Source organism: Marinobacter salarius, assembly GCF_032922745.1.
Lineage (GTDB): Bacteria > Pseudomonadota > Gammaproteobacteria > Pseudomonadales > Oleiphilaceae > Marinobacter.
On the sequence record NZ_CP136693.1, the window covers coordinates 23,253 to 41,799 of the forward strand.

At 58.9% G+C, this 18,547-nt stretch carries 16 protein-coding genes; 11 read left to right on the top strand and 5 right to left on the bottom strand.

Annotated elements, in window-relative coordinates; all coding sequences use genetic code 11:
• Positions 1-49: 49 nt before the first annotated feature.
• Together R1T46_RS00120 and mrcB are read right to left on the bottom strand one after the other, a co-directional pair.
• Positions 50-625, bottom strand: coding sequence for a tetratricopeptide repeat protein (locus tag R1T46_RS00120; protein ID WP_286809872.1), 576 nt, complete (start codon positions 623-625; stop codon positions 50-52).
• Positions 622-2,946, bottom strand: coding sequence for a penicillin-binding protein 1B (mrcB, locus tag R1T46_RS00125; RefSeq protein ID WP_407070118.1), 2,325 nt, complete (start codon positions 2,944-2,946; stop codon positions 622-624). Before mrcB ends, R1T46_RS00120 begins: the two co-directional genes overlap by 4 nt.
• Positions 2,947-3,026: 80 nt before the next feature.
• Between mrcB and R1T46_RS00130 the strand changes: the two genes are divergently transcribed.
• Positions 3,027-4,655, top strand: a complete 1,629-nt coding sequence (locus tag R1T46_RS00130; RefSeq protein ID WP_317306989.1) for an AAA family ATPase — start codon at positions 3,027-3,029, stop codon at positions 4,653-4,655.
• A gap of 19 nt (positions 4,656-4,674) precedes the next feature.
• Here R1T46_RS00130 and sfsA read toward each other — a convergent pair whose 3' ends face one another.
• Positions 4,675-5,403 carry a DNA/RNA nuclease SfsA gene (gene sfsA / locus R1T46_RS00135; protein WP_317306990.1) on the bottom strand — a complete coding sequence of 243 codons (729 nt, stop codon included), beginning with the start codon at positions 5,401-5,403 and terminating at the stop codon, positions 4,675-4,677.
• Positions 5,404-5,578: 175 nt separating this feature from the next.
• Here sfsA and dksA point away from each other — a divergent pair, with 175 nt between their 5' ends.
• From dksA to pgi, 10 genes are all read left to right on the top strand, one after another.
• Positions 5,579-6,019, top strand: a complete 441-nt coding sequence (gene dksA / locus R1T46_RS00140) for an RNA polymerase-binding protein DksA (RefSeq protein WP_075195707.1) — start codon at positions 5,579-5,581, stop codon at positions 6,017-6,019.
• Positions 6,020-6,073: 54 nt separating this feature from the next.
• Positions 6,074-6,946 carry a tRNA glutamyl-Q(34) synthetase GluQRS gene (gene gluQRS, locus R1T46_RS00145; protein WP_317306991.1) on the top strand — a complete coding sequence of 291 codons (873 nt, stop codon included), beginning with the start codon at positions 6,074-6,076 and terminating at the stop codon, positions 6,944-6,946.
• Between the two features lie 50 nt (positions 6,947-6,996).
• Positions 6,997-7,173, top strand: coding sequence for a hypothetical protein (locus tag R1T46_RS00150; RefSeq protein ID WP_007153470.1), 177 nt, complete (start codon positions 6,997-6,999; stop codon positions 7,171-7,173).
• A complete protein-coding gene (locus tag R1T46_RS00155) occupies positions 7,163-10,123 on the top strand; it encodes an ATP-binding protein (RefSeq protein WP_317306992.1) in 2,961 nt (986 codons plus the stop codon). The genes R1T46_RS00150 and R1T46_RS00155 overlap by 11 nt, the downstream gene beginning before the upstream one ends.
• A 7-nt stretch (positions 10,124-10,130) precedes the next feature.
• On the top strand, positions 10,131-11,537 hold the full coding sequence (locus R1T46_RS00160; RefSeq protein ID WP_317306993.1) for a sigma-54 dependent transcriptional regulator: 1,407 nt from the start codon (positions 10,131-10,133) through the stop codon (positions 11,535-11,537).
• Positions 11,538-12,284: 747 nt separating this feature from the next.
• Complete coding sequence (gene pcnB / locus R1T46_RS00165; protein ID WP_317306994.1) at positions 12,285-13,628, top strand: polynucleotide adenylyltransferase PcnB; 1,344 nt, start codon at positions 12,285-12,287, stop codon at positions 13,626-13,628.
• Positions 13,629-13,631: 3 nt separating this feature from the next.
• Positions 13,632-14,147 carry a 2-amino-4-hydroxy-6-hydroxymethyldihydropteridine diphosphokinase gene (gene folK / locus R1T46_RS00170; RefSeq protein WP_317306995.1) on the top strand — a complete coding sequence of 172 codons (516 nt, stop codon included), beginning with the start codon at positions 13,632-13,634 and terminating at the stop codon, positions 14,145-14,147.
• Positions 14,148-14,265: 118 nt separating this feature from the next.
• Positions 14,266-15,060, top strand: a complete 795-nt coding sequence (panB, locus tag R1T46_RS00175) for a 3-methyl-2-oxobutanoate hydroxymethyltransferase (RefSeq protein ID WP_317306996.1) — start codon at positions 14,266-14,268, stop codon at positions 15,058-15,060.
• On the top strand, positions 15,057-15,905 hold the full coding sequence (gene panC / locus R1T46_RS00180) for a pantoate--beta-alanine ligase (protein ID WP_317306997.1): 849 nt from the start codon (positions 15,057-15,059) through the stop codon (positions 15,903-15,905). The genes panB and panC overlap by 4 nt, the downstream gene beginning before the upstream one ends.
• Positions 15,906-15,936: 31 nt before the next feature.
• Positions 15,937-17,613, top strand: a complete 1,677-nt coding sequence (pgi, locus tag R1T46_RS00185) for a glucose-6-phosphate isomerase (RefSeq protein ID WP_317306998.1) — start codon at positions 15,937-15,939, stop codon at positions 17,611-17,613.
• Here the strand turns inward: pgi and folK (R1T46_RS00190) are convergent.
• Positions 17,610-18,128: a 2-amino-4-hydroxy-6-hydroxymethyldihydropteridine diphosphokinase gene (gene folK, locus R1T46_RS00190; protein WP_317306999.1), complete on the bottom strand. Its 519-nt coding sequence runs from the start codon at positions 18,126-18,128 to the stop codon at positions 17,610-17,612. The two genes, pgi and folK (R1T46_RS00190), sit on opposite strands and share 4 nt — an antisense overlap.
• Positions 18,128-18,484, bottom strand: coding sequence for a dihydroneopterin aldolase (gene folB / locus R1T46_RS00195; protein ID WP_317307000.1), 357 nt, complete (start codon positions 18,482-18,484; stop codon positions 18,128-18,130). Before folB ends, folK (R1T46_RS00190) begins: the two co-directional genes overlap by 1 nt.
• Positions 18,485-18,547 lie beyond the last annotated feature (63 nt).

An 18,547-nucleotide genomic window follows, 5' to 3' on the forward strand; every position in this document is an offset into this window, starting at 1 on the left:
GGTTGGGCTCATTTCAGGAGCCCAGCTTAATGCAGACGGTGGATCAAGCCTACAAAGCGGACGCACGCGCCTCAGCCTGATCCGCCCCAGCCACATTACCCCTGGCACGCCGGATATCCGCCAGCAGCAGCCATCCCGAGCGCTGCAATGACGAATTGCTGCCCGCCAGAGACAATCCTTTCAGGGTGAACTGCTCCGCCGACCCCAGTTGATCCAGTGCCACGTAGGCTTGCGAGAGCTTGAAGTACACCTGCGCCGAGCGTGGAGCGATCCGCTGCGCACGCTCCAGTTGCGCCACGGCAGCCTGGGTCTCGCCAGACGCCATCAGGCTGTCCGCCCGCTGGATAAGGCTTCGTGCTGCCGGTGACAGAGCGTCTCCTTCATCCTGGTAGCTGGGGGCCGTGCGTTCTGGCTGTCGCACCGGTTGATCAGGCTGCTCGCTTTTACGTTCAACCCGCGGTTCGTCACGCGGCTCACTGGTTTGTGGCGGTTGGGGTGCCTCGTCAGGGGATGACCTATCACCGGCTGGCACATAAATGGAGCCACCGCCCGGGCCAGAGGCGCAACCGGCCACCGTCAGCGACAAAGCCAATAAACCAGCGTATTTAAACGTGTTCGATTTCATTGAAAGAGTCCTTCAAACCAGCCCCGTATCCGCCGCTCGATATTACCTCCGCAGGAAACCTCCATATCAGGCTCACTGCCGGTGATGAACGGTACGAGGCGTGCATTGTCACAATGTTCTTCTGTCAGGGCGACTTCGCCGGGATTGACCCAGAGGTACTCTACGCCATCCGGCACCACCGGCGAGAAGCCGTGCTGCGGCACCTGGCTCATAAACCGGGACCACACCGGTAACGCGCCGGTGGCACCGGTCAGAGACGTTGGGCCGTTGTCGTCCCGGCCGACCCAGGTCACCGCCAGCAAGTCGCCGCTGAAACCGGCAAACCAGGAATCGCGGCCATCATCGGTGGTTCCGGTCTTCCCTGCAAGCGAGAGCTCCCTGGGCACGGTGCGGTACGCGGAACGCCCGGTGCCTTCCTGCATGGTTTCCTGCATAACATACTGGACAAGATGTACCGCGGCGGGATCCGCTACCTGATCCACTTTCAGGCTATAGCGCGACAGGGCCTCGCCTTGCGCATCGGTGACCTGCCGGATGGTTCTCAGGGGCGTATTGAAACCGGAGGTAGCCAGCCCCTGATAGATCTGGGCGACCGTTACCGGCGTCATGGAGACTGAGCCCAGTAACATTGAGGGGTACTCTGAAATACCGCCGGGAACGCCAAATCCCTGCAAGGTAGACTTCACAGCGCCGATACCCACATCCAGCCCTACACGCACAGTAGGCAGGTTATACGACTGGGAGAGCGCCTTGTGCAGGGGCACCTCGCCGCGCTGTTCCTTATCGTAGTTTTCCGGCTCCCAGCGGCGTCCGTCGTCGAACACCAGGGAGAAGCCCTTGTCCTCGACAGGCGTGATCAGGGTATACCGATCCGGGTTCTGCAACGCCGCCAGGTAAACGAACGGCTTGACCAGGGAGCCAATAGGACGACTCGCATCCACGGCGCGATTGAAACCGGCGTATTTCGGGTCACGCCCACCAACCAGGGCCAACACTTCTCCACTGTCCCGCGAGGTCACTACCATGGCGGATTCCAGCGTGGTATCGGAACGCCCCTCCATTCGCCCGAGCATATCCTTGACGGCAAATTCCGCCGCATACTGGATCGCGGGGTTCAGGGTGGTGAAGATGCGAAGCCCCTCACTCTGCAGATCTTCCTGCTTGTAATCCCTGGCCAGGTGACGGCGAACCAGATCGATGTAGGCCGGGTATCGGTTTTCAGAGTACGAGGCCTGATTCGTAACTCCCAACGGCTGGGCACGGGCCCTGGCGGCGTCCTCTTCGCTGATGAGATTGGTTTCGGCCATCACATCAATGACCAGGTTGCGACGGGACAAGGCACGCTCCGGATGGCGCCGGGGGTTATAGTAGCTCGGCCCCTTCACCAGGCCGACCAACAAGGCGATCTGATGGGCTTGAAGATCACGAATTGACTCGCCGAAATAGAACTGGCTGGCCAGCCCGAACCCGTGAATGGCTCGTGTACCTGCCTGCCCCACGTACACCTCGTTGACGTAGGTTTCCAGTATGTCGTTCTTTTCGTAATGGAGTTCCAGCAGCAGCGACATCAGGGCTTCGTTGCCCTTGCGCAACAAGGTCTGATCCCGGGTCAGGAAGAAGTTCTTTACCAACTGCTGGGTCAGTGTGCTGCCCCCCTGCACGATCTGCCCGGCCCGGATATTGGCCAGCATTGCCCTGCCAATCGATAGTGGGGCGATCCCGACATGGTCATGGAAATTGCGGTCTTCAACGGCCAACAGAGTATCGGTGAAAAGTTCAGGCACATTCGCAAGCTGCACCAACACCCGATCTTCCTTGTGGGCGGGATAGATACCGCCAATCTGGGCCGGTGCCAGGCGCACAATCGGCGAAGGATCGCCCGACAGTACCCGGAAATCCTGTACCTGGTCGCTGTATATGTTGAGCGACAGGCGCCTACGAGGTTCCAGCCCGTCAGTAAACAAAAAGCCCCGCGTGCTGATAATGAAGTGGCCGCCATTGCGGCGATAGGTACCTGCCTGGCTGCCATCCCCGGCACGGTAGCCGGACAGTTCAAGCTCCCGCTGCAGCGCGCCTGAGCTGACGCTCGCGCCGTCATACAGCTCCAGTGGTCTCGCATAGACTCGAGACGGCACTTCAAATCGACGGCCTTCAAAGCGGGAAGTGACCACCGCATCCAGGTAGACCATCCAACCGGCGAGCAGCACCACGCCGATAAAAAAGACGCGCAGAAACAGGCGCCAGAACCAGGGCCGGCGGGCAGACTTACCCTTGCGGGTGTTCTTCTTGGGCGATTTCCGGGGGGAAGCAGATTTTTTCATGCCGGGATTATAACGAATCCGGGCGTCGGTACGGCAGGTCATCCGTGTGTTATTTCTGTAATCTGCCCGTTTTGCTCGTTATGATGGGGGCGATAAAAATCAACGAGTTCAAGGAACCCAAGGAGAGAGCCGTGAGCGACGCACCTTCCGACAACCTGATTCTGGCACTGCAGAATCCGGCGCTGTATGACCACCCGGTGAAAGACTTTCAGGTTATCGAAACGCACATCTCATGGGTCATCCTGACCGGCGACTATGCCTACAAAATCAAGAAGCCGATGGACTTCGGCTTTCTCGACTTCTCGACCCTGGCGCGGCGCAAGCATTTTTGCGAAGAGGAATTGCGGCTGAATCGGCGTCTCGCCAACAATCTATACCTCGACGTAGTGCCCATCACCGGCTCGACCGAGGCTCCGGCACTCGGTGGCGAGGAGGACGCGTTCGAGTATGCCATTCGCATGCGCCAGTTCGACCAGAACGAACTGTTTGACGTGCGACAGGAAAACAGCAAACTCACGCCTGAGCTGCTCACCAGCCTCGCGCGGCAGGCCGCGGACTTCCACAACAGCCAACCACCGGTTGAATCCGGCAAACCACTGGGAACGCCGGAAGCAGTCTTCGCTGCGATGCAGGAAAACTTCGACCAGATCCGCCCGATGATTGACGATGACGTGCTCCTGCTTCAGCTCGACAACCTGGAGCAATGGACCCGCAGCACCTTTGAGCGCCAATCGGCCCTGATTTCCGAGCGCTACGAGGGCGGATTTGTACGGGAGTGCCATGGCGACCTGCATCTGGCAAATATCACAATCTATGACGGCGACGTGACAGTATTCGATTGCATCGAGTTCAGTGAGCCCTTCCGCTGGATTGACGTGATCAACGACCTGGCGTTCCTGCTGATGGACCTGGAGTCCCGCCGTGAGCCCGAGCTGGCGAACCTGGTATTGAATACCTACCTGGAATACCGGGGTGACTTCGAGGCCCTGTCGCTGCTGCCCCTCTACAAGGCCTACCGCGCCATGGTCCGCGCCAAGATTGCCCTATTCACTCTCGGCAACCCATCGCTGACCGACTCCGAGCGGGAAGGCCTGATGCAGCGCTATCGTGATTACGCCCAACTGGCGGAAGACTACAGCGCCATACCCAACCCTTATCTACTGGCCACCACCGGGCTCTCCGCCAGTGGCAAATCCTGCGTCAGTGGCTCCATGGCGGCGGAATTGGGGCTGATCCGGCTGCGCTCGGACGTGGAGCGCAAGCGACTCTTTGGCCTGGGCCCGCTGGACCAGAGCAAATCCCCGACCGGTGAGAAGCTGTACACCAAAGAAGCCAACCAGCGCACCTATGAGCGCCTGGCCGAACTGGCCGGCGCCTTGCTGACCAGCGGCCTGCCGGTCATCGTAGACTCTGCCTGCCTGAAACAGTCCGAGCGGGAGATGATGGCGGACGTGGCGGAGAGCCGGGGCATGCCGTTCGCTCTCCTGCACTGCGAAGCGCCCCTGGAAAGCCGTAAGGAATGGGCTCGCAACCGCTCAGGTGATGCCTCCGAAGCCACCGAAGAATTCCTGGAAGAACAGGAAGCCTGGCTTGAGCCTCTTACCACCGAGGAAAAAACCCACACCATTCACCTGTATACCGACCAGGAACATGTGGGGGAGGCGGTCGCAGACCGAATCCGCCAACATTTTGGCCTTCCCGGGATGTAAAGCGCCTGAAGTAACCAACTCAGGCGTCCAGAATAACCGGCACGGCCTCACCTAGCGAGATATCGCCATCCGGCCCTTGCGGGCCGGAAAGCTCCGCCCTATATGCCAGCAGCTCAACGCCGGCCGCCTTTGCCTCACGAAGCAGCACACCGTAGGCGCTGTCGATATGGTCGGCGGACCGCACGCTGTCGATGCCGGTGTGATTGACCACAAAAAACAGCACCGCACGCTCGCCTGCCCTGGCCTGCGCCATCAGTTCCCGCAGGTGTTTCTGGCCACGGGAGGTTACGGCATCGGGGAAAAAGCCCTGCCCGTCCTCACATAGGGTCACATTTTTTACCTCAACCCAGGCATCCGGATGATGCTCGTGACCTGACAGGTGTAGATCGATCCGACTTTTCTCTGTGCCGTAACGCACTTCTGCCCTGCAGGTCTGGTAGGCGGCAAGCTCCGGAACGCCCCCATTTTCAATGGCTTCACGGGCCTGCGCGTTCGGTCGCGCCGTGTTGATGCAGGCCACCTCGCCCGGAGTAGTTTCAACCAGCTCCCAGGTATACTTCAGCTTGCGCTTGGGATTGTCACTGGTACTCAGCCATACCCGGGCATCCTGGGGCTGACACCCCAGCATGGAGCCCGTGTTGGGACAATGAGCAATGACCTCACTGCCATCCGGCAACCGGACATCAGCCAGGAACCGCTTGTAGCGCCGTATTAGCCGGCCTTCGATCAATGGTGCGGGCAACTTCATTTTGGTCTCCGTGCAAAAGTAGGCATCACAAGGCTGGCACCCCTGTGACTAATCTGCTATTTTCCGCAAATTCCCGTTTCAGGACGAATGCTTTTTCCAGGGTACAACCGGCCAGTATTCGCTGGTCGCCGGAAATATAGCGTTCTTGCGAAGTACAAACATGAGGCCGGGTTCAATGGCAAATACTGCAGAACAACCACGCGAACGTTTTACCAACTTCACCCCTTATGAAATGAAGAAGGGTGAAGACTACATGAGTGCGGAAATGCTGGAGCACTTCAAAAATCTGTTGCTGCAATGGAAGCAGGAGCTGATGGAAGAAGTGGACCGCACGATGCACCATATGCAGGAAGACGCGGCAAATTACGCGGATCCCAGTGACCGCGCAACCCAGGAAGAAGAATTCAGCCTGGAGTTGAGAACACGTGATCGCGAACGCAAACTGATCAAGAAGATTGACCAGACCATCGACCGCATCGACAAGGACGACTACGGCTTCTGCGACCAGTGCGGCGTTGAGATCGGTATCCGTCGCCTCGAGGCACGGCCAACCGCGACATTGTGCATCGACTGCAAGACCCTCGCTGAAATTCGCGAGCGCCAGACTGGCATCTGATCCCAGGCCTTTGAGTATGCCGGCTCCCGAACCCGGGGCCGGTATTCGCCAGCCATGACTGATTCCCATTATCGCGGTCGATTTGCGCCGTCTCCAACCGGGCCTCTGCATTTTGGCTCCCTGGTCACCGCGGTTGCCAGCTACCTGGAGGCTCGTAGTCACAATGGTACCTGGTTGGTGCGGATTGAAGACCTTGACCCCCTACGGGAATCCCCCGAAGCCACCCAGCGGATATTGGAGAGCCTGGACGCCCACGGCCTGCACTCTGACGAACCAGTGCGCTTTCAGTCAGAACGCCACGCCCACTACCGCACATTGATCGACCAGTTACTCTATCAAGGGCTGGCCTATCGCTGTGCCTGTTCACGAAAGCAACTGCGGGAAAATGATGGGCGCCATCCGGAGCACTGTCGTGAAGGGAAGGCCGAACCGGGAGAACGTCCGTTCGCTGTCCGCTTTGCCCTTCACGACGAGCGCAGCGAGTGGCACGACCAATTACTGGGCCCGCAACTGCAGAAGGTAGACGCCGAACTGGACGATCCGGTCATCCTGCGCAAGGAAGGCTTCTACGCCTACCAACTGGCGGTGGTTGCCGACGACGTCGACCAGAAAATCAGCCACGTCGTCAGGGGTTCCGACCTGTTGGACATGACCGCACCGCAACAGCAGATCTATCGTTCACTGGGCACTCCACCACCTCACTGGATGCACATTCCGGTTATTCTCAACGCCGATGGTCAGAAGCTTAGCAAGCAAAACCACGCACCAGCCCTGGATGACCGGAAAGCGAAAGACAACCTGAAACAGGCCCTCGCCGCATTAGGACAGGATCAACGTTTGTTGGCAGGGACATCAGACATCGGTACCCTGCTTGCCCGGGCCGCTGCCAACTGGGCGCCGGAGCGGATTCACCTGACAGCCCGGTGAACGACGTGTTATAAACCTTTTCACAAGCGACAGTGCGGATATCATGCCTGATGTATATCTACCGTCTGGTCTTCCTTCTGGTTCTGGCCATCTACATATTTTCTCCCAACATTCTTGACTGGTGGACGTCGCCCGGGAATGCCTGGTACAGCCCCTACGTTATCTGGGCCGGCCTGATTGCCATCGGCTTCTGGCTGGAATGGCGACGGGATCCCAATGAGTTTTAGCGCACCCAGCCTATTACTGGCCAGCCTGTTATACCTGGTCCTGCTCTTCGGTATTGCGTGGGTGACCGAAAAAGGCGCGCTGCCCCGCAGCTGGATCAGACACCCCCTTGTCTACACGCTTAGTCTTGGCGTCTACGCCGGCATCTGGGCCGTATACGCCGCGGTGGGCATGGCCGCTGAATCGGGGTTTGGCTTCCTGGCCTACTACCTGGGCATCAGCGGTGCCTTTCTGCTGGCGCCGGTTCTGCTCAACCCGGTGATGCGGATTGGCCGCGCCTATCAGCTCACCTCTCTTGCCGATCTGTTCGCCTACCGGTATCGAAGCCAGTGGGCGGGCACGCTGGTGACCATCTGTTCAGGCACCGCCATACTGGCCTTGCTGAGCATGCAGATCCAGGCGGTATCCACGTCTGCCAGCCTGTTAGCGCCGGACACGTCGCCCCAACTCATCAGTGTGCTTTTCAGCATTATCGTAGTTTTGTTTGCCATGCTGTTTGGCACCCGTCGCAGCCAGGGTTCCGAGAATCACCAGGGCCTGGTTTTAGCCATTGCCTTTGACTCCCTGGTGAAACTCTTTTCCCTGCTAACCCTTGGTGGAGTCATCCTGTTTGGCGTATTCGATGGCATGTCGGGGCTGGAAACCTGGTTGGCGGACCAGAGCACCCCGGTGAGCACTATGACCATGAGCATTGACGACGGCAGTTGGCGTGCCTTGATGCTGATGTCTTTCGCCGGTGCCCTGGTGCTTCCCCACATGTACCACATGACGTTCAGTGAGAATCCGTCGCCCAAGGCCCTTGCAAAGGCGAGCTGGGGATTGCCCCTTTACCTGCTGCTGCTCGGCCTGCCGATTCCGCTGATTCTCTGGGGTGGCCAGGCGCTAGCCGCCACCACGGGACCGAACTTCTACGCCATCGGCACCGCCCAGGCCCTCGGCAGTCCAGCGCTGACATTGATGATGTACATTGCCGGCCTGTCCGCCGCCAGCGGCCTGATGATCGTCAGCACCCTGGCACTGGCGGGCATGGTGCTGAACCATGCGGTTCTTCCACTACGAACCCCCAAGGACCACGGTGACATCTACCACTGGCTGAAATGGGTCAAGCGCCTGCTTATCGCGGCCATCATCTTCGCTGCGCTGCTGTTCCATGAAACCCTGGGCAAAAACCTGGACCTGTCGATCCTCGGCGCCATTTCACTATCAGGCATGCTCCAGCTACTCCCCGGCGCCCTTGGTGTGATCTACTGGCCAGAAGGCAATCGCCGTGGCCTGATCGCCGGGCTGGTCTCCGGCCTGGTCATTTGGGTGATTACCCTGGTGTTGCCCTTCTCCCATACCGCCAACCTGCTGGATTTCATCGGTGCCCCGCTGGTACCGGACTACAGCAACTGGCACATCTTCACCTTCGTTAGCCTGACGGTGAATGTCACCATATTCACCCTGATTTCAGTACTGAGCACCAGTTCCGCCGAAGAAACCGGAGCTGCCCAGGCTTGTTCCCTGGGCGCACTTTCCCGCCCCCAGCGCAGGGAGTTGCTGGCAACCTCATCCGCGGACTTCACCCGCCAGCTCGCGGTTCCGTTGGGGCTGGGAGTTGCAAGACGGGAAGTCGAAAAAGCCCTTACCCAGCTCAAACTACCCAACGTTGAATATCGGCCTTATCAACTTCGGCGCTTGCGCGACCGCGTGGAAGTAAACCTTTCAGGATTGCTGGGCCCCGCCGTCGCCCGTGATCTGGTCAAACGGCACCTGGGCTACAAACCCATGGCCAGCGGCGGCACCGCACAGGATATACGCTATGTCGAACGAGCCCTGGGGGATTACCAGAACCGCCTGACCGGGCTGGCTGGGGAACTCGACAACCTGCGGCGCCATTACCGTCAAACCCTTCAGAACCTCCCCATTCCCGCCTGCTCTGTGGGTGACGACGGCGAAATACTCATGTGGAACAACGCCATGGAAGCCCTCACCGGCATCACGGCTGACGACGTGGTCGGTGCCCGACTGATGGCCCTGCCCGAGCACTGGCATCTGCTGCTGGACGACTTCAACAGCGGTGAGGACCTGCACCGGTACAAACACCGCCTGGATCTGAAAGGCCGCCCCCACTGGCTCAACCTGCACAAGGCAGCCTTGAGCGGCCCCGATCACACCGAGGGTGGCAGCATCATCCTGGTGGAAGACCAGACGGAAACCCGCCTGCTGGAAGACGAACTGATGCACAGCGAGCGGCTGGCCTCCGTAGGCCGACTGGCCGCCGGTGTCGCCCACGAAATCGGTAATCCGGTCACTGGCATCTCCTCCCTGGCCCAGAACCTGAAGCTGGAAACCGACGACCCGGACATTCTGTCCACGGCGGATCAGATACAGCAGCAAACCCGGAGGATTTCCACCATCCTGCAGTCGCTGATGAACTTTGCCCGTACCGGAAACCATGCTCACGCCAACCGCTACGAGCCGGTGGATATACAGCGCTGCGTAAACGAATCCATCAACCTGCTCTCCCTCAGTGACAAGGGCATGGGCATTCATTACCGTAATGAATGCCCGGATGAGCTGACCATCCTGGGGGATGAACAACGGCTGGTGCAGGTGTTTATCAACCTGCTGGCGAACGCCCGGGACGCCTCGCCCATTGGTGGAGAAGTGCGTATCAGTGGAAACCGCGACGGCTACTCCGCTATTATCGAGGTCACCGACGAAGGGTCCGGCATACCGAAAGATCAGTTGGACCATATCTTCGAGCCTTTTTACACCACCAAGGCCCCCAATAAGGGAACAGGCCTGGGCCTGTCACTGGTGTACAGCATCATTGAAGAACACTACGGCAACATTCAAGTGGACAGCCCAGCTGGCGATAACTCCAGCCGGGGAACCTGTGTGCGCATGAGGTTGCCGGCCTACGAGCCGGACACCGGAATCACCACCAGCCAGAACGAAGGGTCGTAAACGCGTTATGCCTCGCATTCTGATTGTAGAAGACGAAGAGATTATCCGTTCAGCGGTTCGCAAGCTGCTCCAGCACGCCGGTTATGAGGTTGCCGACGCAGGCTCCGTGGAAGAAGCCGAAGACAACCACGACCCCAGCGATTTCGACCTGATCATCTCCGACCTTCGGCTGCCCGGCGCAGCCGGGACGGAACTGATACGGCGCGCACCGGACACCCCGGTATTGATCATGACCAGCTACGCCAGTCTCCGCTCTGCCGTGGATTCAATGAAGATGGGTGCCGTGGAGTACATTGCCAAACCCTTCGACCACGATGAAATGCTGGAAGCTGTAGAGGGCATTCTCGCCAGAAAACCCCAGACTTCACCCTCTGCCCAGCCATCATCGGAGCGGGCAGATGCGGGAGCACCGGACAGCGACCCGGCCAGCATTATGTTCGGTCACTGCGATGCCATGCAGAAGGTGTTCACCCTGATACGCAAGGTGGCACCGACGGAAACCACGGTACTGATCCAGGGCGAATCCGGGACTGGCAAGGAACTGGCTGCTCGTGCGCTTCACCTGATGAGTCCCCGGGCCGCCAGACCGCTTATTTCCGTAAACTGCGCCGCCATCCCGGAAAGTCTGATCGAGTCAGAGCTGTTCGGTCATGAAAAGGGGTCATTTACCGGGGCGGTATCGGCGCGGACCGGCCTGATCGAAGCGGCCGACGGCGGCAGCCTGTTCCTGGACGAGATCGGCGAATTGCCCGCCGAGGCCCAGGCCCGTCTGCTACGAGTGTTGCAGGAAGGCGAAATTCGCAAGGTGGGCTCCACCCAGAGCCGCCAGGTGGATGTGCGAATGATTGCTGCCACTCACCGTAACCTGAAGGCTATGACACGGACGGGCGGGTTCCGCGAAGACCTGTTTTACCGACTGAACGTCATGCAGGTTCGCATACCGCCGCTGCGGGAGAGACAGTCGGATATCCTTGGCCTGGCTCAGCGATTCCTGCAACGCCAGGGCGAGAAAATGAGCAAACCCGGCCTGAACCTGACACCAGAGGCCATGCGTGCGCTGGAACGACACCGCTGGCCCGGCAACGTCAGGGAGCTGGAAAATGCCATCGAGCGCGCCACCATCCTCTGCGACAACGACCTGATCACCCCGTCACTGCTGGATCTGGACGGTGAAGGTGGCGATGTCAGCATTCCCGAAACCCTGGTGGACGGCAACAACGAGCAGGCGCCCTCCCGGGAAGCCGAGGCCACCAGTGATCTCTCCCTTGAGGATTATTTCCAACACTTTGTGCTGGAAAACCAGGATCGCATGAGTGAAACCGAGCTGGCCCAAAAGCTGGGGATCAGCCGTAAGTCGCTATGGGAGCGGCGGCAACGCCTGGGGATTCCACGAAAGAAAAGTTCGGGGAACTGATACTTTTCCGGTAACTCTCCAGCAAGCGTTGTTACCGGAAAAGTTTGAACTTGCGCTCAGTTGTTACCCTGTGTTCCTGACGGTAACACCCCAGATCTAAAAACCGCGACCTCAGTAACACTTAAGTCTTACGACTTACCTTTCCAGACGGCCCTAAAATACTAACTCATTGTTAACAAACAGTTTTCAAAAACTGGCACACGGACTGCACTCTATAGGGCGCACAACAACAAAAACAACAGTGACAACGCAGCGCCAACAACAAGAACAAAAAGCTGTAGAAGACGTTCGGTAACAAAAACAAAAACAGAACGTGAGCGAACTGAGTGTTTTGGGTACTTTGCTTTTTAGTGGTCCCACGGCACGTGTGAGTTGTAGATGTAGAGAAGAATCGTCTTCCAGGCGGCACTGCATTTACCCGATGACTCGCCCGATGTCTCTGACTGCTCTGTGTGTTCAAAGCTTTCCGTTTGCACTCCTGAAATCCCTGAGATTGGGGATTGACAGTGGGGTAGAAAAACGAAGAAAAATCCCGGTAAAAACAAAAACAATGCAGATCGTCAACGCTTTCAGGGCGGGTTCGTGAAAACGGATCCGCCTTTTGATTATCTGGCCCAGCCGTTTTTTTCGACCTGGCCAATTTTGCCCTTCCTTTGGTTGTTTTCACCAGCTTATGGCGCCAAACGTGTGCAAATCCCGCCCAAACCGTTAAACTCTCGCTTTTGCTCAGCGCAATAACGGAATTCAATGCTTAAACGACTATTGTCATACGTGTCAGGAAACGGGAAGAAGAAAGCCCGAACCTATCAACGTCAGGAAATCCCCCGGGACCAACATAACGTCTCCCGCTCGTTCATCAGCGAGCCCGCCAAGAAAGTGCTCAGTCGCCTGAATAACGCGGGCTACGAAGCTTACCTGGTGGGCGGTGGTGTTCGCGACATACTGCTTGACGGCAAACCCAAGGATTTTGACATCGCCACCAACGCCACACCGGAAGAGGTGCATGACCTGTTCCGCAACTCCAGGCTGATTGGCCGGCGCTTCCGCATTGTTCACGTCCTGTTCGGCCGGGAAGTCATTGAGGTCACCACCTTCCGCGGAAATGCCGCGGAAGCGCAGGAGGATGACGACGACGATGACCGCAGAACCAGCGAGCACGGCCTGCTGCTGCGGGACAACGTCTACGGCAACCTGGAGGAAGACGCCCTACGCAGGGACTTCACCGTGAATGCCCTCTATTACTGCATCCGCGACTTCACCGTGGTGGATTTCGCCAACGGCGTTGAAGACCTGGAAAACCGTCAGATGCGTCTGATTGGCGACCCGGAAACCCGCTACCGGGAAGACCCGGTGCGTATGCTTCGCGCCGTGCGCTTCGCCGCCAAGCTGGGCTTCGATATAGAACCCGACACTGAGGCCCCGATCCGAGAGCTTGCACCATTGCTGACGCACATCCCGCCAGCCCGACTGTTTGAGGAAGTGCTCAAGCTGTTCTCCGCCGGATATGGTGAAGCCACTTACGACCTGCTCAGCGAATACAACCTGCTGGCTCCCTTGTTCCCGGAAACGGTACAGGCCATCAACAACGGCCAGCCGGATGAGCTGATCCGCAAGGCCCTGCGCAATACCGATGCCCGCATCGCCCAAGGCAAATCAGTAACCCCCTACTTCCTGTTTGCCGCAATGCTCTGGCCTGCCCTGCAGGCGGAATGGCGAAAACGGCAGGATAACGGCGAGCCGGTCCAACCGGCACTGCACATGGCCATCGCCAAGGTGATCGGCCGCCAGGTTCAGGCTACCTCGATCCCCAAGCGATTCTCTGGCCCGATGAAGGAAATCTGGGAGCTGCAGATGCGCCTGCCCCGTCGCCAGGGTAAGCGCGCCTTCGCCACCATGTCCCACCCCCGCTTCCGGGCCGCCTATGACTTCCTGCTGGTACGTGAGACCTCCGGCGAAATCGAACCAGGGCTGGGCCAGTGGTGGACGGAATTCCAGGAAACGGACGAGCGCGGCCAGGAACGCATGTTGACACAACTGGGCAGTGACGGCCCCAAGAAACGCCGCCGCAAGAAGCCCGCGAAAAAGGCCTGACCAATGACGGCCACGGATGTTTTTATTGGGCTCGGCAGCAACCAGGCCGACCCTTCCGCCCAACTGGCCGGTGCCGTAGCCCGGCTGGCTGCTCTGCCTAAAACCGAACTGGTGGCACAGTCCCCTTTTTATCGCAGTAAGCCGGTGGGCCCGCAGGACCAGCCCGATTTCGTGAACGGCGCAGTCTGGTTACGCACGGAACTTCCCCCCCTGGAACTTCTGGACCAGTTGCACGCCATTGAACGTGCTCATGGCCGCGAACGAATACAGCATTGGGGCCCCAGAACCCTGGATCTCGACATACTCCTGTATGGCAATCAAGCCATCGCCAGCGAACGCCTGACTGTACCCCACGCCGAACTCGCCAACCGCGACTTTGTCTTGCAGCCATTGCTGGACCTGGCCCCTGGACTGGCACTGCCAGATGGGCGCACCATTGCGCAACTGCGACAGCAATGCCCCGACAACAACCTGCAGAAACTCAATCCGGTGGAACGGGCACCTTTCTCGCCCGGCTGAGGCCAACGGCTCGGCGTGCGGCTATTGCCACAAACACACCCCCGGATTACCCTAAAGGCCTGGATGCCGGCATACACCCGGCCCGGTCTGGCCCATCCACCCACAAGGCAAGGATTCTATGGCTGTTACCATCAATACTCTGCGCGATTACAAGCAGAAGGGCGAAGCTTTCTCCGTTCTGACATCCTACGATGCCACCTTTGCTCAAATCGTCAGTGAGGCCGGCGTTGATGTCATCCTGATTGGCGACTCCCTTGGCATGGTGCTTCAAGGGCATAACAGCACGCTGCCCGTTACCATGGACCAGATGGTGTACCACGTGTCATCCGTGGCCAAGGGCAACCGGGGCTCGCTGATCATGGCGGACATGCCGTTCATGACCTATGGCACCACCGAAGCCGCCCTTGAGAACGCCGCCGAACTAATGCGTGCCGGCGCCCACATGGTCAAGCTGGAAGGCACCGACTGGATGAAAGACACCATCCACGCCCTGAGCGAACGCGGCGTGCCGGTATGCGCCCATCTGGGCCTGACCCCGCAATTCGTCAACAAGTTTGGCGGCTACAAGGTCCAGGGTCGGGACGAAAAGCACGCCGAACTGATGATTGAACACGCCTGTGAACTGGTGGCCGCCGGGGCCGATGTCATCCTGCTGGAATGCGTACCTGCGCCGCTGGCGGCCAGGATCACCCAGGCCGTACAAGCGCCGGTGATCGGCATTGGTGCTGGCGCAGACACCGACGGCCAGGTACTGGTTGTCCACGATATGCTGGGCATGGTCACCGGCCGAAAAGCGCGCTTCGTAAAGGATTTCCTGGCGGAGTCCGGTTCTGTCAAAGGCGCCATCGAAGCCTATGTGGCCGCTGTTCGCGACCGCTCATTCCCCGCCGAGGAGCATACGTTCAAGGCATGAGAACCGTACATACGCTTAAAGAACTCCGTGCCATGCTGCGCAGCTATCGCCAGCAAGGAAAACGTATTGGACTGGTTCCCACCATGGGCAACCTGCATGACGGGCATATTTCATTGGTCAGAAAAGCCCGTGAAGCAGCCGACATTGTCGTGACCAGTATTTTCGTGAACCCGATGCAGTTCGGCGCCACGGAAGACCTGGACACCTATCCCCGCACACTGATTGAAGATCAGGAACGGCTTGAGGCTGCAGGCAGCACCCTGGTGTTCGCCCCTTCCAATGAAGAGATCTATCCCGAGGGACTGGCCCGGCACACCCGCATTGTTGTTCCGGAAGTCAGTGAGGGCCATTGCGGCGCCAGTCGTCCCGGACATTTCGAGGGTGTAGCCACGGTGGTTACCATGCTGTTCAACATGGTGCAGCCGGATATCGCGGTATTTGGCGAAAAGGATTACCAACAGTTGGCCGTGATTCGCAAACTGACCCAGGACCTGATGATACCGGTGGAAGTCATCGGCGGCCCGACCATTCGCGAAGAGGACGGCCTGGCGAAGAGCTCTCGCAATGGATTTCTCACCGAGGATGAACGCGCCTCTGCGCCGGCCGTCTATCAGACGCTGAAAAATACCGCAGAACAAATTCATAAAGGTCGGACCGATTTTACAATGCTGTCCCAGGAGGCCAATGATGCCCTCAGTAAAGCGGGGCTACGGCCAGATTACTTCAACATCGCCAACAGCCAGACCCTGAAACCGGCCAGCGCCGACGATTCCGAACTGACTCTACTGGTGGCAGCGTTTCTGGGCACCACACGGCTGATCGACAATCTGTCGATTACCCGCTGATCCGACACCCACTGACAGAAAGGATTCCACAATGTCCCAGGGCTCTGTACCACTCACCAGCCGGCCCGAGTGGCAGGCGCTGAAGACACATCAGGCGGAACTGGAAAGCACCCATATGAGGGAGCTTTTCAGCGGCGACCCGGACCGGGCCAGCCGTTTTTTCATTCGCGGCGGCGGCCTGTCGCTGGATTACTCCCGCAACCGCATGACCGATGACACCCTGGCAAAGCTGATGGCATTGGCCAGGGTATGTGGTGTACCGGAGCGAATCGAAGCCATGTTTCGTGGCGACCACATCAATGTCACTGAAAAGCGCCCGGCACTGCACATCGCCCTGCGGGACACCAGCGGCGCTTCCATCCACGTTGACGGCACCGACATTGCACCGGAAGTGGAACGCACGCTGAATCGCATGGCGCAGTTCGTAGACGACGTGCTTAGCGAACGCTGGCAGGGGCATACCGGCAAGGCCTTTACCGATGTGGTCAGTATTGGCATTGGCGGCTCCTTCCTCGGTCCCAAACTGGTATCGGAAGCTCTACGCCCTTACTGGCATGGCCAGTTGAAGGGCCACTACGTCGCCAACATCGACGGCACCCAGATAGCCGAGGTACTGCGCCGGGTCAACCCGGAAACCACCCTCTTCCTGATCCAGTCGAAATCCTTCCGTACCCAGGAAACCCTGGAGAACAGCAAGGTGGCCCGGGACTGGTTCCTGGACAACGGCGGTAGCGAAGACCAGATCGCGAAGCACTTCGTTGCGGTTACCGCCAATACGCCGGAAGCCGTTAACTTCGGCATCTCCGAAGACAACATCTTCCCCATGTGGGACTGGGTGGGCGGACGCTACTCACTGTGGTCCGCCATCGGCCTGCCCGTGGCACTGACCATCGGCATGGAGAACTTCCATGCCCTGCTCTCCGGCGCCAACGCCATGGACCAACATTTCCATACCGCGCCACTGGAGCAGAACCTACCTGTGGTCATGGCCATGCTGGGGGTCTGGTACAACAACTTCTGGGGCGCGGAAACCTACACTATCCTGCCCTACGACCATTACCTCCGCAGCCTGCCCGCGCACCTGCAACAACTGGACATGGAAAGTAACGGCAAGAGCGTGACCCAGAGCGGTGAGCCGCTAACCTACCAAAGTGGCCCGGTGATCTGGGGCGGCGTGGGAGCCAACGGCCAACACGCCTTCCACCAGCTACTGCATCAAGGCACGCGCCTGATTCCGGCGGACTTCATTATTCCTCTGGAGACCCACAATCCGGTCGCCAGTCACCACGTCACCCTGTTTGCCAACTGCCTGAGCCAGTCACGAGCTCTGATGTCCGGCAAGACCCTGGACGAAGCCAAGGCGGAACTGAAGGCCGAAGGCGTGAGCGTTGACGAGATCGACAAGCTGGCACCCCACAAGGTGATTCCCGGCAACAAACCCAGCAACACCCTGCTGATGGACAAATCGACGCCGGAAACCGTTGGCGCCCTGATCGCGCTCTACGAACACCGTACGTTTGTTCAGGGTATTATCTGGGATGTGGACTCGTTCGATCAGTGGGGCGTGGAACTGGGGAAACAGATGGGCAAGGGCATATTGGACCGCTTGGCCGGCGATACTGCTGAAAGCGACGAGGCCATCGACAGTTCGACGGCCAGCCTGATCCAGCTATACCGCTCGCATCACGGATCACAAAAGCCAGATTAGCGAGCGGAGGCCTGCGAGATGCGTCGGCCCTGCCAGGTAAAGTCCACCGGCCACAGTTTCTGGTCACGGTCATAGGCCTGCCACAATGCCTGGTAACACTCACCGCAGACCGGATGAACGGCGGTCGGCGCAATTTCCGCCAGCGGCAGTAGCACAAAGGCGTTTTTTAGAATCTCGCCCCGGGGCAGCTCGACTCCATCGACCCGGCCCACCTCGTGATCGTAGGTGAGAATATCCAGATCCAGTGTTCGGGGGCTGAACTTTGGCACATCCCGCCGTCGACCATTGTCCGCCTCAAGTTGCTTGAAGCGGGCCGACAGCTCGGCCACACTCAGGTCGGTATCGACGCCCACCACCAGATTGTAGAAGGGCGAGCCATCAAAACCGACGGACTCGCTCTCGTAGACAGATGAGATAAGCGGTTCATCAAACCAGCCAGCCAGTGCGTCCAGCGCCGCAGTGATATAACGCTCGCGGTCAATGTTGCTACCGATACTGATATACACCCGCGCCATCAGAGGCTCCCCCGTTCAATCCTTACACCCACGGCTGCTGCAGCCGGAACGGCGCCGGGTTTACGAAGGGTCAACCTGACCCAGCGCACGTTGAATTCACTCTGTAGCAAACCTGCAATGCCTTCCGCAGCGGTTTCCAGCAATTGGGGGCGAGCCTCGACAAGGTAGTCTGAGACCCGCTCACTGACCAAAGCGTAGTTCAGGGCATCACTGACATCATCCGACGCCGCCGGCGTCCTGTTATCCCAGGCCATCTCCAGGTCCACCAACAGCCGCTGACTGACTTCCCTCTCCCAGTCGTACACGCCGATGATTGCCTCAACGGCGAGACCTTCGATCAGTACACTATCTGTCAACGGAGGCACTCCCGGGCTTACACTCTTTGCTGATTGAATAACGCGCAGGCAGCGGATACTGTA

Coding starts and splice junctions, on each gene's coding strand:
- pgi (WP_317306998.1), top strand. CDS start 15,937: ATGTCCCAGGGCTCTGTACCACTCACCAGCCGGCCCGAGTGGCAGGCG.
- dksA (WP_075195707.1), top strand. CDS start 5,579: ATGGCAAATACTGCAGAACAACCACGCGAACGTTTTACCAACTTCACC.
- sfsA (WP_317306990.1), bottom strand. CDS start 5,403: ATGAAGTTGCCCGCACCATTGATCGAAGGCCGGCTAATACGGCGCTAC.
- pcnB (WP_317306994.1), top strand. CDS start 12,285: ATGCTTAAACGACTATTGTCATACGTGTCAGGAAACGGGAAGAAGAAA.
- R1T46_RS00150 (WP_007153470.1), top strand. CDS start 6,997: ATGTATATCTACCGTCTGGTCTTCCTTCTGGTTCTGGCCATCTACATA.
- R1T46_RS00160 (WP_317306993.1), top strand. CDS start 10,131: ATGCCTCGCATTCTGATTGTAGAAGACGAAGAGATTATCCGTTCAGCG.
- folK (WP_317306995.1), top strand. CDS start 13,632: ATGACGGCCACGGATGTTTTTATTGGGCTCGGCAGCAACCAGGCCGAC.
- gluQRS (WP_317306991.1), top strand. CDS start 6,074: ATGACTGATTCCCATTATCGCGGTCGATTTGCGCCGTCTCCAACCGGG.
- panC (WP_317306997.1), top strand. CDS start 15,057: ATGAGAACCGTACATACGCTTAAAGAACTCCGTGCCATGCTGCGCAGC.
- R1T46_RS00120 (WP_286809872.1), bottom strand. CDS start 625: ATGAAATCGAACACGTTTAAATACGCTGGTTTATTGGCTTTGTCGCTG.
- mrcB (WP_407070118.1), bottom strand. CDS start 2,946: ATGAAAAAATCTGCTTCCCCCCGGAAATCGCCCAAGAAGAACACCCGC.
- R1T46_RS00155 (WP_317306992.1), top strand. CDS start 7,163: ATGAGTTTTAGCGCACCCAGCCTATTACTGGCCAGCCTGTTATACCTG.
- R1T46_RS00130 (WP_317306989.1), top strand. CDS start 3,027: ATGATGGGGGCGATAAAAATCAACGAGTTCAAGGAACCCAAGGAGAGA.
- folK (WP_317306999.1), bottom strand. CDS start 18,128: ATGGCGCGGGTGTATATCAGTATCGGTAGCAACATTGACCGCGAGCGT.
- panB (WP_317306996.1), top strand. CDS start 14,266: ATGGCTGTTACCATCAATACTCTGCGCGATTACAAGCAGAAGGGCGAA.